This window comes from Proteus sp. HMSC14B05 (genome assembly GCF_001808035.1).
Classification (GTDB): domain Bacteria; phylum Pseudomonadota; class Gammaproteobacteria; order Enterobacterales; family Enterobacteriaceae; genus Proteus; species Proteus mirabilis.
In genome coordinates, this window is the sequence record NZ_KV792000.1 from 81,886 (window position 1) to 95,023 (window position 13,138).

Below are 13,138 nucleotides of genomic sequence, written 5' to 3' on the forward strand. Positions count from 1 at the left end.
AGCGTTTTTATTGAGAATTTATTGAATGAAAAAATTTACTCAGATTATTGATCAACAAAAAGCGCTTGAACTAACCTCTACAGAAAAGCCAAAGTTAACCCTTTGTCTTACCATGGATGAGCGCACCAAAAGTCGCTTAAAAGTGGCTTTAAGTGACGGGCAAGAAGCCGGGCTATTTTTGCCTCGAGGCACCGTACTTAAAGAGGGGGATATTCTGCTGTCAGAAGAGGGCGATGTTGTCACCATTGAAGCGGCTAAAGAGCAAGTATCAACGGTTTATAGTGACGATCCATTATTGCTTGCTCGTGTTTGTTATCACTTAGGTAACCGACATGTACCATTGCAAATAGAAGCAGGTTGGTGTCGTTATTTTCACGATCATGTATTAGATGATATGGCTCGCGGCTTAGGGGCTACGGTGGTGGTTGGCTTAGAAAAATACCAACCTGAGCCGGGGGCTTATGGTGGATCATCCGGTGGTCATCACCACCACCATGATCACCACCATTAATGGCACAGCGATCATCAAAGGAGGTGCATGATGCTAGCTGATCTGCGCTTATATCAATTAGTTAGCCCCTCTCTTCCGGTAGGTGCTTTTACTTATTCTCAAGGGTTAGAGTGGGCCATTGAAAAAGGTTGGGTATGCTCAGCAGAAACCTTGTCAGATTGGTTAAGCGCACAAATGACCGGAACATTAGCCACACTCGAGCTTCCTATATTGCGGCAATTACAAACGAGTTTGGCAAAGGGTGATAGCGATACAGTGAAATATTGGTGTGACTTTATGGTCGCAAGTCGCGAAACCAAAGAGTTAAGGCAGGAAGAGCGTCAACGGGGGATCGCTTTTGCCCGTTTACTTCCTCAATTAGGCATTGAATTAGACGATACGTTACAACAGCGGGTTAAACAGACGCAATTAATGGCGTTTGCGTTAGCTGCCGTGCATTGGCATATCGATAGTGAAAAGCTCTGTTGTGCCTATGTTTGGGGCTGGTTAGAAAATACGGTGATGTCTGGGGTAAAACTGGTGCCATTAGGGCAAAGCGCAGGGCAAAAAATGTTGTTTGCTCTAGCTGAGCAGATCCCCGCTATTGTTGAGTTATCGGCACATTGGCCACAAGAGGATATTGGCAGTTTTACGCCAGCTCAAGTGATCGCCAGTAGTCGCCATGAAACTCAATATACTCGACTTTTTCGTTCATGAGATAAAGAGATGCAAGAATATAATCAACCACTGCGTATTGGTGTTGGTGGCCCTGTTGGATCAGGAAAAACAGCACTATTAGAAGTTCTTTGTAAAGCTATGCGCGATAGTTACCAAATCGCCGTTGTTACCAATGATATATATACACAAGAAGATGCAAAAATTTTAACTCGTGCGCAGGCTCTTGATGCGGATCGGATCATTGGTGTTGAAACAGGAGGATGTCCTCATACGGCTATTCGTGAAGATGCTTCAATGAATTTGGCTGCCGTAGAAGAGTTGGCGATGCGCCATAAAAACTTAGATATTGTTTTTGTCGAAAGTGGCGGAGATAACTTAAGTGCGACCTTTAGCCCTGAATTGGCTGATCTTACTATTTATGTTATTGATGTTGCAGAAGGTGAGAAGATCCCTCGCAAGGGGGGGCCGGGGATCACACATTCTGATCTGCTGGTGATCAACAAGATCGATCTTGCGCCTTATGTGGGAGCGTCATTAGAAGTGATGGAAGCGGATACAGCAAAAATGCGTCCTGTGAAACCTTATGTTTTTACTAACTTAAAAGAGAAAGTAGGTTTAGAGACGATTATCGATTTTATTATTGATAAAGGTATGTTGAGACGTTAATCACTATGAGTACCAGTATCGGTTATCGCTGTTACAATGACCGATACTGGTAAAATAATACGCTATCACCACGTGATACCCATCAGCGATACATTTAGTTTAGATAGGTAAATGCCGTTGTTACTTTAACAACACCTTTGGTTTCACTGGCAATTTTAGCGGCTGCTGCCCCTTCTTGACGGGTTAATATCCCTAATAAAAATACTTCGCCATTTTCGGTGATCACTTTTACGGAAGATGATTTGACGGCATCGCTAGCTAAAATTTGTGAACGTACTTTAGTGGTTAACCATGTATCTGAAGAAGCAGTGCCTAATGTCACAGGCTCACCTTGGCGAACTTCATTATAAACATTGTTTACTCCTTCCACTTTGCTGGTAACTTGTTTGGCCGTCTCAGCAACCGACATATCTGGACTTTGCCCAGTTAACAATACATTACCTTGATAAGCGGTGGCGACAATGCGCGCATTACTGTTCTTGATCTGTTGGTTTTTATTTAGAGCACCAGAAACTCGGGCTTCCAATGTGCCATCATCAACTTGTTGTCCTAATGAACGAGGATCGGTTGCGGTTTTGCCAGCAACGGCAGCAGTACCCACAACAGCGGCACCAATACAGCCTTGTAGCAATAGCGCGGAACAAAGTACTGCGGTAATCGGAAGCAATTTCATAGTAACTCCTTAGTCATCCTGATGTGGGAATAATGTATTATCAATTAAGTCGCAGAGACAATTGACCGTTAACATCTGCACTTCCTGTATTCTGACTGTACGTTGAGAGGGGATCCTGATCTCCACATCTTGAGGGCCTAGTAATCCAGCAAGCTCACCGCCATCATAGCCAGTCAGTGCAACAATGGTCATATCTCGAGTAACAGCGGCTTCAACAGCTTTAATAATGCTTCTGCTATTACCATGAGTGGAAATAGCTAACAGTACATCACCTGCTTGCCCTAATGCCCGTACTTGTTTGGCATAAATTTCATCATGTTGCTGATTTCCCATAATGGCGGTCATCACAACACTGTCGGTATTTAAAGATAATGCCGGTAAACTTGGGCGCTCTGTTTCAAAACGATGGATCATACTAGCAGCAAAGCGTTGAGCCGTTGCTGCTGAGCTACCGTTGCCACAGCTTAATATTTTATGTCCGTTTAACAAAGATTGAACCATCATCATGGCAGCTCTGGAAATGGCATCGGGTAACGCTTCTGCTGCTGCAATTTGAGTTTGAATACTCTCTGTAAAGCAGACTTTTATTCTATCAAGCACGTTAAGACCTATATAATCTAATTTAACGAATAAATTCCGTATGATCGAGAATGTTTTTTAGCCATATTAACTGGCGTTGATCAAATGCACAAATATCAAAGCGACAGTTAACCGTCTCGATACTTTGTTGGCGTTGAGCTAACCAACAATTGGCGGCGTACCATAAGCGGCGCCGTTTACTGTAGGTCACTGAGCTGATTGCATCACCAAATTGTGCACTACGCCGAAAGCGGACTTCAACAAATATCCATGTTCTATTACCCTGCATAATAAGATCAATTTCTCCACAGGGATATCGGACATTACGCTCAATTAACTTTAACCCTTGTTGGCGCAAGTAATTTAACGCTTTTCTCTCATAATATTGTCCGACTAGATAAGTACTTTTAGGAATAATCATCCATGATTTCCTGATGTTATCTCTTATAAATAAACCGCCTCAAGATAAAGTCAGCTCCTTATCTGGAGACTTCAAAGAGGCGGTTTATGGGGGAAATTGCTTACTTATTGTCCCACAGGTTCAATTTTACCTTGTTTAAATTGCATCCATGGGAGTTGTCGATAAATAGTGCAATTATCTTCCACACGTAAAGAGCCAGAAACACCATTGAACTGTAAGGTTCCTTTGGTGAGTTCATTGTAATTGTTTGCTAATGACCATGCATCAATACCCATAGCGTAAAGGCGCATTAATGAGTAATCGTTCGCAAATTTACTGGATGCTTTTTGCATTAACGGTAAATTTGCTCCCGTCATAAGAGGAATATCACTAAATTGGATACCGTCCATTTCCATACGAAAATCTGGCCCCATTCCTCCTTGATTACTGCGTGAACTGACATAAATCGGTGGGCGTTTTTTGGTACTGATTGCCATATCAATCATTGGTTTAATCAATGTTAACTCATCGCTAGTGGCAATGATATACACAGAATCGATAGCACCGTTTGTTGTTGGCATTGAAGCGGTATCTAATGGCAGTGGTGCATTGTCTGTTGGCAATACAGGGGTTCCTGTCATTCGAATACCCACGCCACGATTAATTGAACTTTTTAGACTATCAAGAGAGCCGAAAGTTTGTTGTAAGACGGTTCCACCCCCGCTACGCTGCCACTCATCCGCAAAAGTTTGTGCCATTCTTTGACCGAATTTATTGTCAGGAACGATAATGAGTGGGTTAGATTTTTGTTGCTGGCGTAAGTGTTGAGCCGCATTACGAGTTTCATCTTCTGGGGAAAGTGAAAAGAAACACACTGTAGTAGCCAGAGGAATATTATCAACTTCATTTAGTGCTAAAACAGGTAAACCACTTTTTAATTCAATAGTTTTGATCACTTCGGGTTTTAATAGTGGCCCCACAATTAAATCAGCACCCTCTTGTTGCACTTGTTTCAGTAACAGATCAATGGGTTGGCTATTGGTATCATACATAATCACTTGGCGATTATTTTGGACAATAGGATCTAATTGCACGCGGCTATTACCCGCAAAGGCTTCGGTTTCTTTTGCTGAAGTAGCATCACTATTTTCAGCGCCTTCCGCTGTATTATCATCCGTTGAATTATCGTTTTCCGTTGTTGCTGTGTCTGCATTCGGAGATGAAATACCTAATTCTGCTAAAATGGAAGCTAAACTATCTTGTTGGGGCGCTTCTGGCGCTGCGTTAGCTTGAGGTAAACCTTCTTTAGCATCGGTAAAGCCTTGCATAATAGCATTACCAAACACTTTAGCTTGTCCTGTTAACGGTAATAATAATGCGATTTTTCCGCTGTTACTGACGGCAGATTGTGATTGGCGCAATAACAGCGTCGGTAATGTTAGCGCTCCTGGATTGCGTGGATAGCGTGTTTGCCATTCGCGTATTGCTTGGGATAATTTATCCGCATCATCTTGGTTATATTCATAAGTGTTGAGTAAATCTAACCAGCCTTGTAATGTATTTTCATCAGCTTTGATTACCACACTACGACGTTGTTCAGGTGTAAGCTTCGTGAGTGTTAACCAAGTATCATCAATATTTTGCTGATGTAATACAGGATCAGTGATAAGGGGTTCTAGGCCAATATAGGCACGGATCACATCTAAAGAGGCTTGTCCGTTCGCATCATCAATGACTTTCTGAAATTGTTTCATTTCCACTTGCGCTTTTTCAGCAGGTGTCAGTGGCTGTTGTTGTTGCCCCGTCAGGGTACAACCTGACATAATCAAGGCAGAAAGTATTGCAGTATAGGATAAACCTGTTTTAAAACGCACAAAAATTGAGGAAAGCATACTGTACCCAGTGATGTTTTATAATTATGCTCAATTTTAAATCGGTCATTCGGAATAAACAATGAATCAACCTAATCGAGCAGCGGTAACGACATCCACACTGTACATAGTACCCACACCCATTGGTAATCTGGGCGATATCACCCAGCGGGCACTTGATGTGCTGTCTCATGTCGATTTAATAGCTGCAGAAGATACCCGTCATACAGGGCTTCTATTACAGCATTTTGCCATTAACGCACGTTTGTTTGCGTTACATGATCATAATGAACAGCAAAAAGCAGATCAATTAATTAGCAAATTACAACAAGGGCTAAGTATCGCATTAGTCTCTGATGCAGGTACACCATTAATTAATGATCCCGGCTATCATTTAGTCAATCAGTGTCGCAAAAACGGTATAAAAGTGGTGCCATTACCTGGGGCATGTGCGGCAATTACCGCGCTATCAGCCGCCGGATTACCTTCTGACCGTTTTTGTTATGAAGGTTTTTTACCAGCAAAAACAAAAAGTCGTCAAGATTGTTTGCGTGATTTAGCACAAGAGCCACGTACTTTAATCTTTTATGAGTCCACCCACCGTTTATTAGATAGTTTAGCGGATATGGTGACGGTTTGGGGGGAAGCGCGCTATGTTGTATTGGCAAGAGAATTAACCAAAACGTGGGAAACCATTCAAGGAATGCCTGTTGGGGAATTACTTAACTGGGTTCGTGAAGATGAAAATCGCCGTAAAGGGGAAATGGTATTAATTGTTGAAGGGTATCAAAAGCCACAAGAAGACCATTTTGCCCCAGAAGTATTACGCACATTGGCGATTTTACAAAAAGAGTTACCTTTGAAAAAGGCGGCAGCAGTTACCGCTGAGATTTATGGCGTGAAGAAAAATGCGTTGTACAAACACGTCATTGCGCAAAATGAAGCGGAACAAGATCAGTAAAACGATTTTTTGTTTCTTTCGCTATACATTAACGCGGAAAATCCTTATAATCCGCCCCCTGAGTTGACTAGACAACCGCTGCTTTATCGTTGTCCCTTCGGGGAGACGGATAGAGGGGAGGAAAGTCCGGGCTCCACAGGGCAGGGTGCCAGATAACGTCTGGGAGGCGCGAGCCTACGACAAGTGCAGCAGAGAGTAAACCGCCGATGGCCTGTTTACAGGATCAGGTAAGGGTGAAAGGGTGCGGTAAGAGCGCACCGCGCAACTGGTAACAGTTTGTGGCATGGTAAACTCCACCCGGAGCAAGACCAAATAGGGGTTCTTATGGTGCGGCCCGCATTGAACCCGGGTAGGTTGCTGGAGCCAGCGCGCAAGTTCTGGCCTAGATGAATGGTTGTCCACGACAGAACCCGGCTTAACGGTCAACTCACCTTATATAAAACCCTCGATTCACTCTGTGGCTCGAGGGTTTTCTGCTTTATTGCTAGTGTGATGATAAATGATTGCTCGCTGATATCGCTAGCTGATTAAGAAACGATATCAATAAAAAGACCACGAAAAGCCTTTTGACATCTTAGCGCTAGCATATTGCTATCTTGAATAAAAGCACCATCACCACAACGGATTTCCCCAAGCTCTTGCTCTGAGGTTTGGAAATGAACACCGCCTTTGATAGATTGCAAATAGCCTTTCTGACCCTGTATCGGCAAGGTTATTTCATCCCCTTGCGCTAAATTAATATGATAGAGCCAGATATTTTGCCTTAGCATCAAACTGCCATTATCCCCTGACGGGGAAGCCAATAATTGATATTTTAAATCTTCATTTAAAGCTAATTTTTGTGAAGCGATGCTCTCTTGTTGTGGACACGCGTTTAGCCATAATTGAATACGAGTTAATGGGGTATCTGGACTACTATTTCTTTCAATGTAAGTTTCTGTATTATGAGGCGAAATTAATAAACACTCGTTTTGTTTGGCGGTAAGTGTTCGCCCCATATTATCAAGATAAGTCGCTTCACCTCTTAAGATCAGGTTGACGACATCCACATGAGGATAGGTTTTTGCTTTAAACTCAGAATTTGGTGCGAGCACTTCTTGGTTCAGTACTCTTAATGTGCCATAGTCTAAAAAATGAGGATCGAAATAGTGGCCAAAGGAGAATGTGTAGCGAGCTTGTAGCCAGCCATAGTCCGCTTTGCCACACTGTTGTGCTGTTCTGTATTTTATCATCGCGGTACTTTTCGAGTCGATTAATCAATATATTCATCATAGAGATATGGACTGTAGATTGTTAGCAAGTTAATCTGGTGCCAATAATCAAATTATTTGATAGAGATAAGTATAATGAGTAAAGATAAAGCCATTACATTGGAATCTCTACGAGTGATGGATGCCATTGATCGTAGAGGAAGTTTTGCTGCCGCCGCTGATGAGCTAAATCGCGTCCCATCAGCACTCAGTTATACCATGCAGAAATTAGAAGAAGATTTGGATGTTGTGCTATTTGACCGTTCAGGACATCGAACTAAATTTACTAATGTGGGAAGAATGTTACTTGAAAGAGGGCGTATTCTTCTTGAAGCTGCAGATAAATTAACTTCTGATGCTGAAGCGCTAGCTCGCGGTTGGGAGCCACATATTACGATTGTGTGTGAAGCATTAACACCCGCATCTCGCTTATTCCCGTTAGTTGAAAAATTAGCTGAAAAATCAAATACACAACTCTCTTTAGTCACCGAAGTGCTTGCTGGGGCATGGGAAAGCTTAGAAAGTGGTAAATGTGATATTGTTATTTCACCGGATATGCATTTTCGTTCTTCATCAGAAATCAATTTCCGCCCTTTATATAATACCACTAGTGTCTATGTTGCCAGCCCTGATCACCCTATCCATAATGAACCTGAACCACTTGCAGAAGAAACTCGCTTAAAATATCGCGGTATTGCTATCGCCGATACCGCAAGAGAACGACCTGTTTTAACTGTACTGTTATTAGATAAACAGCGTCGTTTAACGGTGAGTTCGATTGAAGATAAACGTCGAGCATTAATTGCCGGTTTAGGGGTTGCTACTATGCCTATTGATTTAATTGAAGATGATTTAAAAGAGGGGCGTTTGCGTGTGGTTGGCCCTGAATATCATCATGAAAATAATATTATTATGGCGTGGCGCAGAGACAGTATGGGAGAAGCTAAATCCTGGTGTTTACGCGAAATTCCTAAACTCTTTGCCGCGGATAAAAAATAGTTTGTTCGCTAGAGTTTGATAATGCAATTAAAAAAGATCCCCTAGAGGATCTTTTTATTATTAAATCTATTATTACCAATTTTTCTTAAATAGGCGATCTAAGCTCCATTTACCCGGACCTGTGATAACCAGTAATAAATAGCCACCCGCAATAGTCATATTTTTCATAAACATTAACTGATTTGCACCTTCTGCAAAGTTAGTGTGGAACAGTAGTGCGGTTAACAGCGTAAATACACTGGTAAAGATAGCCGTTGTGCGAGTTAAGAAACCGAATAATATGGCTAATCCACCCCCTAACTCTAATAAAATGGTTAAAGGTAATAAGGCTCCCGGAACACCCATTGATTGCATATACTGTTGCGTACCTTCATAGGCTTCAATTTTTCCATACCCTGCGCTGATAAATAAAATTGGCATGAGAATACGTGCGATTAATAAGGCAATGTTTTCAAAATTCTTCATGATGTTTATTCCTGATAAAATTTTATATTATTTAATATATCTGTATTTTATTTGTTTAATTGCCAGTTTTTAGTGTAAATAACCACTGTTTGGCTTGAGATATACAATAAAGAAAAAATAATATGGAGGATATTAAGAAGAATTAACATTCTTACACAAAAAAATTGATGTTTAGTCAGCGGTTTTTTTGACAGACTTCTGTAATGTGCGTATTAAACCAACAGCGCCTATCGCCCGTCGTCCCCAACGAACCAGTTTTTTAGGATGCTTAATGCTATAAAGAGACATCACGCTTGCCCCTATTAACAAGATAGGTTTTAACGAGGTTAAGATATTCCATGCTTTATCATAAGGTGCTGTGACCTCTAACCATGTTTGCCCCTCTTGCGCTAATTGAGTGCGCTGTTGTTGAATTTCATCCAACAACAGCTTTTTGCGTCTTGCTAATGCTAGGGTGCGTCTATTTTGTTTGCTCATCGCGATATTGCTCCAAAAGACGCTTATCTAATTCTAGTTGTTGGCGAGTATCACCTAACAGCGTTGAATTGCGGGCTTTTCTCAATGTCATGATAGCACCTATTAAGGCACCAACTAGCAAAATAGCCGTTGTAATCGCTAAAGCATGAATACGATATTCAGGTGGGATCACCCAAAAGAGGAGAATAAGTAGACTCATTAAGCCAAAGGCGGTGAGTAATAAGGTGATCCCCGCCATTAAAATAAGCTGAATAAGTGTAATTTTTTCTTCTTCTAGTTCGATGGCGATTAATTTTAGGCGGGTTTCAACCATGCCAACGATAACAGCGCCAATACGACTAAGAGAATTCAGAACCCCGGATGCGGGGCCCTGTGGTCTTTGAGTATCACTCATTATGGATTAACGTTTCGAAAGTAGAACACCGAGTACGACACCTACTGCCGCGCCAATACCAACACCTGTCCATGGGTTTTCACGCACATAGTTGTCCGCTTTACCCGCCATTTCTTTAGTGTTATCGACGATTTCTCTACCTGCATCACTGAGTTTTGCACGAGAGCCACGTAGCGCATATTCAGCTTTTTCTCGTAAACTTTGTAATTCCTCTTTTGATTTATCTGCCGAGGAGTTCAGAACTTCTTCTAGAGTATCAGCCAGAGATTTTAATTCACTACGCAGATCTTCATTTGAACGTTGGTGTGACATGAGTAACTCCTTTAATCAAGATATGAGGTTATACCTATAACAATAGACTAGATTTACCATATAATAAAATTAAATAATGACTTTATTCCCTAAAAAAGAGAAAAGTCTTATTCTTGCCAAGGGTGATATTAAAAAAATAATCAGTAATAGCTTGAAATAAAAAATAAAAGCCTGTTTTAATCATAAAACAGGCTTTAAGATGCTAAATATTAACGCTATAAAAAATAATAGAAATAGCGATAGATTATGGTTGATTACTCTGTTTACTTTTCTTCTTAATGACGACCCATACACTCCCGATTAAGCCAATCACTAATAAACAAACAGGCAGTAGCATCAGAAAATTCATTAAATGATGCTCATATTGGCGGAATAACGGACTATTTCCTAATAAATAGCCTAAGGTGGTTAAAATACCAACCCATAACAGACCACTTAGCCAATTAAAAACTTGAAAACGACCGTTTTGTAAGCCAGCAAGACCGGCAATAGTCGGCAATAATGTTCTAACAAAAGCGAGAAAACGACCAATAAGTAACGCTGCCAAGCCATGTCGATGGAAAAGTCCATGGGCTCGTTGGTGGTAGTGTTCTGGTAAATGTGATAACCAACTTCGTACAAGTCGGGTGTTACCAAGCCACTTCCCTTGCAGATAACCCAGCCAACAACCTAAGCTAGCACCTGCAGTTAGAATAAGTAAGGTTAATGGAAAATCCATGGTTCCTTTAGCAATTAACACACCCACTAAAATTAATAAGCTGTCTCCTGGTAAGAAAGCTGCGGGTAGTACTCCGTTTTCTAGGAATAGTATGCTGAATAATAAAATGTAAATAATCCAAAGCAGTGAGGGATTCGCTAAGGTTTCGTAATCTTGATGCCAAAGCGCCAAGAACAGCTCTCTTACGATTTCCATATAAAAGGCTTCCTAAAACTGAGTCATTCGGGGGTAAATACAAAAACATTCTCTCTTGTTATCTATTTACCCGTAATACATATCATAGGGTTTATTTTTCATTGTTTAAAACAGCAACACTCTAACAAAATCAATAAAAACTAGACAGAAAATTTTTTCACTTAAATACCCTACAAGCGCTTCATTGAGCAAGAATATTTGAAAAAAGACATTCACTTTTGTTTTCCAGTTTAGGATACGTTGTTTTAAAGAAAAAACCTTAAGAAAACGTAATAATAGAATTACTATGATGATGTTTTACTGAGATAAAAAAGCATTATTTTTCCTTGCTGATTGAAACTAATATCATGGTTGTTTATTCATCAAAAAAAGTGTTTTAAAGTTGCCAATCGGCTAGTTAAACTAATTAAGATGTTATTAAAAAGTTAAAATTAAACTCATCAAGTGATTAAGAAAAATCAAGGTAAATAGTATAAGAGTTAGTTTTTTATTTAACGATTAAATCTAACCTTATGATAATAATAATTTCTTTCATTTGTGGACTGTACGTTAAAAAGAACAAAATCCTATTATGATCACAATTGTGTTATTTTGTTGTTAACAAAAATAGCTAATGATGTATATTTTGCAAAATAAGCTTTTCAGCAAGATTCATTTCCTTATACTGGCAAAAGCAAGCACACAATTGCTTTTTTAAATATTATTTTAAGTAATGGAATAACTATGGATAAACAACAATCCAGAGTACTTAACCTGCTTTTTCAGGGAAGTCTCGTTAAACAAATACTTGCTGGTTTAATTGCGGGTATTTTACTGGCTTGGTTAGCACCAGAAGTGGCTAAAATGATGAGCTTATTAGGTAACTTATTTATTAGTGCCTTAAAAGCCGTTGCGCCTGTTTTAGTCTGGGTATTGGTTATGGCTTCGATTGCCAACCACCGTCAAGGACAAAAAACCAGTATACGTCCCATATTAGTGCTTTATCTGCTGGCGACTTTCTTTGCTGCACTAACAGCAGTAGTGGCAAGCTTTGTGTTTCCCTCAGTATTAACGCTAGTTGTCAATAATTCACAGCTATCGCCACCTGAAAATATTGCTGAAGTCTTAAAAGGTGTATTAATTAATGTGGTGGCTAACCCTGTAGATGCACTGATTAACGGCAATTATATGGGGATTTTAGCTTGGGCTATTGGCTTAGGTTTAGCGTTACGCCATGCAAGTGATACGACTAAAGCATTAACACAAGATTTTGCAGATGCGGTAACTAACCTTGTGCGTGTGGTGATCCGTTTAGCGCCAATCGGGATTTTTGGCTTGGTATCATCAACCATTGCTACGACTGGCTTTAAAGCTTTAGCTGGCTACTTGCATGTCTTACTTGTTTTAATTGGTTGTATGCTGTTTGTTGCGCTCGTTGTCAACCCATTGATTGTATTTTGGAAAATTCGTCGTAATCCTTATCCATTAGTATGGGCTTGCTTACGTGAAAGTGGTGTTACTGCCTTCTTTACGCGTAGTTCAGCGGCTAATATTCCGGTGAATATGGCAATGTGTCGTCGTATGAATTTAAATGAAGATACCTATTCTGTCTCGATCCCATTAGGTGCGACCATTAATATGGGGGGAGCGGCAATCACTATTACTATTTTAACACTTGCTGCGGTAAATACTTTGGGTATGCCTGTGGATATTCCAACAGCCTTATTGCTAAGCCTTGTTGCTGCTATTTGTGCTTGTGGTGCATCAGGGGTTGCTGGTGGCTCGCTACTGTTAATTCCGCTTGCTTGTAGCATGTTCGGTATTAGTAATGATTTGGCGATGCAAGTAGTTGCGGTAGGTGTGATGATTGGTGTCTTACAAGATTCAGCAGAGACTGCATTAAACTCATCAACTGATGTGCTATTTACCGCAACGGTCTGCATAGCCGAAGATGAGCGTTTAGTTGCCAATCCATTAACTGAAAAAAATAATGGCTAAAGAGTATAAGTAGTAAATAGATATAAAGAGTAG

16 protein-coding genes and 1 other RNA gene are annotated in these 13,138 nt (G+C 40.5%); 7 read left to right on the forward strand and 10 right to left on the reverse strand.

Translation table 11 applies throughout. From position 1 onward, the window contains the following. Positions 1–25 precede the first annotated feature (25 nt). The 3 genes from ureE to ureG are packed head-to-tail and all read left to right on the forward strand — an operon-like array spanning position 26 to position 1,834. Positions 26–511: an urease accessory protein UreE gene (gene ureE, locus HMPREF3129_RS14480; protein WP_004245261.1), complete on the forward strand. Its 486-nt coding sequence runs from the start codon at positions 26–28 to the stop codon at positions 509–511. Between the two features lie 27 nt (positions 512–538). After that, entirely contained in the window at positions 539–1,207 is a 669-nt protein-coding gene (locus tag HMPREF3129_RS14485) for an urease accessory protein UreF (RefSeq protein WP_012368848.1), read from the forward strand. 9 nt (positions 1,208–1,216) lie between these two features. After that, entirely contained in the window at positions 1,217–1,834 is a 618-nt protein-coding gene (gene ureG, locus HMPREF3129_RS14490; RefSeq protein ID WP_004245259.1) for an urease accessory protein UreG, read from the forward strand. Positions 1,835–1,928: 94 nt separating this feature from the next. On the opposite strand, the gene dolP is transcribed toward ureG, so the two are convergent. From dolP to HMPREF3129_RS14510, 4 genes are all read right to left on the reverse strand, one after another. After that, complete coding sequence (gene dolP, locus HMPREF3129_RS14495) at positions 1,929–2,507, reverse strand: division/outer membrane stress-associated lipid-binding lipoprotein (protein WP_004248935.1); 579 nt, start codon at positions 2,505–2,507, stop codon at positions 1,929–1,931. 9 nt (positions 2,508–2,516) lie between these two features. Further along, a complete protein-coding gene (gene diaA / locus HMPREF3129_RS14500) occupies positions 2,517–3,107 on the reverse strand; it encodes a DnaA initiator-associating protein DiaA (RefSeq protein WP_004245257.1) in 591 nt (196 codons plus the stop codon). 22 nt (positions 3,108–3,129) lie between these two features. Beyond that, entirely contained in the window at positions 3,130–3,507 is a 378-nt protein-coding gene (locus tag HMPREF3129_RS14505) for a YraN family protein (RefSeq protein WP_004245256.1), read from the reverse strand. A gap of 104 nt (positions 3,508–3,611) precedes the next feature. Further along, on the reverse strand, positions 3,612–5,378 hold the full coding sequence (locus tag HMPREF3129_RS14510; RefSeq protein ID WP_017628232.1) for a penicillin-binding protein activator: 1,767 nt from the start codon (positions 5,376–5,378) through the stop codon (positions 3,612–3,614). A gap of 61 nt (positions 5,379–5,439) precedes the next feature. On the opposite strand from HMPREF3129_RS14510, the gene rsmI reads away from it, so the two are divergent. Together rsmI and rnpB are read left to right on the forward strand one after the other, a co-directional pair. Continuing rightward, the gene (gene rsmI, locus HMPREF3129_RS14515) at positions 5,440–6,318 is read left to right on the forward strand and encodes a 16S rRNA (cytidine(1402)-2'-O)-methyltransferase (RefSeq protein ID WP_004245252.1); all 879 of its coding nucleotides are present in this window, start codon (positions 5,440–5,442) and stop codon (positions 6,316–6,318) included. A gap of 59 nt (positions 6,319–6,377) precedes the next feature. Then, positions 6,378–6,752: RNase P RNA component class A (gene rnpB, locus HMPREF3129_RS14520), an RNA gene on the forward strand. A 93-nt stretch (positions 6,753–6,845) separates the two neighbouring features. Here rnpB and HMPREF3129_RS14525 read toward each other — a convergent pair. Further along, positions 6,846–7,550 carry a pirin family protein gene (locus HMPREF3129_RS14525; protein ID WP_004245251.1) on the reverse strand — a complete coding sequence of 235 codons (705 nt, stop codon included), beginning with the start codon at positions 7,548–7,550 and terminating at the stop codon, positions 6,846–6,848. Positions 7,551–7,664: 114 nt separating this feature from the next. On the opposite strand from HMPREF3129_RS14525, the gene HMPREF3129_RS14530 reads away from it, so the two are divergent. Beyond that, a complete protein-coding gene (locus HMPREF3129_RS14530; protein WP_004245250.1) occupies positions 7,665–8,567 on the forward strand; it encodes a LysR family transcriptional regulator in 903 nt (300 codons plus the stop codon). Positions 8,568–8,639: 72 nt separating this feature from the next. Here HMPREF3129_RS14530 and HMPREF3129_RS14535 read toward each other — a convergent pair whose 3' ends face one another. The 5 genes from HMPREF3129_RS14535 to HMPREF3129_RS14555 all read right to left on the reverse strand — a co-directional run bounded on the left by HMPREF3129_RS14535 (position 8,640) and on the right by HMPREF3129_RS14555 (position 11,128). After that, positions 8,640–9,032: a DoxX family protein gene (locus HMPREF3129_RS14535; RefSeq protein ID WP_004245249.1), complete on the reverse strand. Its 393-nt coding sequence runs from the start codon at positions 9,030–9,032 to the stop codon at positions 8,640–8,642. 171 nt (positions 9,033–9,203) lie between these two features. Further along, positions 9,204–9,509: a YqjK-like family protein gene (locus HMPREF3129_RS14540; protein ID WP_036919713.1), complete on the reverse strand. Its 306-nt coding sequence runs from the start codon at positions 9,507–9,509 to the stop codon at positions 9,204–9,206. Then, the gene (locus tag HMPREF3129_RS14545) at positions 9,493–9,903 is read right to left on the reverse strand and encodes a phage holin family protein (protein ID WP_004248939.1); all 411 of its coding nucleotides are present in this window, start codon (positions 9,901–9,903) and stop codon (positions 9,493–9,495) included. The genes HMPREF3129_RS14540 and HMPREF3129_RS14545 overlap by 17 nt, the downstream gene beginning before the upstream one ends. A 6-nt stretch (positions 9,904–9,909) precedes the next feature. Continuing rightward, positions 9,910–10,215, reverse strand: coding sequence for an ElaB/YgaM/YqjD family protein (locus tag HMPREF3129_RS14550; RefSeq protein ID WP_004245246.1), 306 nt, complete (start codon positions 10,213–10,215; stop codon positions 9,910–9,912). Positions 10,216–10,459: 244 nt separating this feature from the next. Next, positions 10,460–11,128: a DedA family protein gene (locus tag HMPREF3129_RS14555; protein WP_004245245.1), complete on the reverse strand. Its 669-nt coding sequence runs from the start codon at positions 11,126–11,128 to the stop codon at positions 10,460–10,462. Positions 11,129–11,851: 723 nt separating this feature from the next. Here HMPREF3129_RS14555 and sstT point away from each other — a divergent pair. Further along, positions 11,852–13,105, forward strand: coding sequence for a serine/threonine transporter SstT (sstT, locus tag HMPREF3129_RS14560; protein ID WP_004245243.1), 1,254 nt, complete (start codon positions 11,852–11,854; stop codon positions 13,103–13,105). The last annotated feature ends 33 nt before the right edge of the window (positions 13,106–13,138 follow it).

Coding starts and splice junctions, on each gene's coding strand:
- ureE (WP_004245261.1), top strand. CDS start 26: ATGAAAAAATTTACTCAGATTATTGATCAACAAAAAGCGCTTGAACTA.
- HMPREF3129_RS14485 (WP_012368848.1), top strand. CDS start 539: ATGATGCTAGCTGATCTGCGCTTATATCAATTAGTTAGCCCCTCTCTT.
- ureG (WP_004245259.1), top strand. CDS start 1,217: ATGCAAGAATATAATCAACCACTGCGTATTGGTGTTGGTGGCCCTGTT.
- dolP (WP_004248935.1), bottom strand. CDS start 2,507: ATGAAATTGCTTCCGATTACCGCAGTACTTTGTTCCGCGCTATTGCTA.
- HMPREF3129_RS14505 (WP_004245256.1), bottom strand. CDS start 3,507: ATGATTATTCCTAAAAGTACTTATCTAGTCGGACAATATTATGAGAGA.
- HMPREF3129_RS14510 (WP_017628232.1), bottom strand. CDS start 5,378: ATGCTTTCCTCAATTTTTGTGCGTTTTAAAACAGGTTTATCCTATACT.
- rsmI (WP_004245252.1), top strand. CDS start 5,440: ATGAATCAACCTAATCGAGCAGCGGTAACGACATCCACACTGTACATA.
- HMPREF3129_RS14525 (WP_004245251.1), bottom strand. CDS start 7,550: ATGATAAAATACAGAACAGCACAACAGTGTGGCAAAGCGGACTATGGC.
- HMPREF3129_RS14530 (WP_004245250.1), top strand. CDS start 7,665: ATGAGTAAAGATAAAGCCATTACATTGGAATCTCTACGAGTGATGGAT.
- HMPREF3129_RS14535 (WP_004245249.1), bottom strand. CDS start 9,032: ATGAAGAATTTTGAAAACATTGCCTTATTAATCGCACGTATTCTCATG.
- HMPREF3129_RS14540 (WP_036919713.1), bottom strand. CDS start 9,509: ATGAGCAAACAAAATAGACGCACCCTAGCATTAGCAAGACGCAAAAAG.
- HMPREF3129_RS14545 (WP_004248939.1), bottom strand. CDS start 9,903: ATGAGTGATACTCAAAGACCACAGGGCCCCGCATCCGGGGTTCTGAAT.
- HMPREF3129_RS14550 (WP_004245246.1), bottom strand. CDS start 10,215: ATGTCACACCAACGTTCAAATGAAGATCTGCGTAGTGAATTAAAATCT.
- HMPREF3129_RS14555 (WP_004245245.1), bottom strand. CDS start 11,128: ATGGAAATCGTAAGAGAGCTGTTCTTGGCGCTTTGGCATCAAGATTAC.
- sstT (WP_004245243.1), top strand. CDS start 11,852: ATGGATAAACAACAATCCAGAGTACTTAACCTGCTTTTTCAGGGAAGT.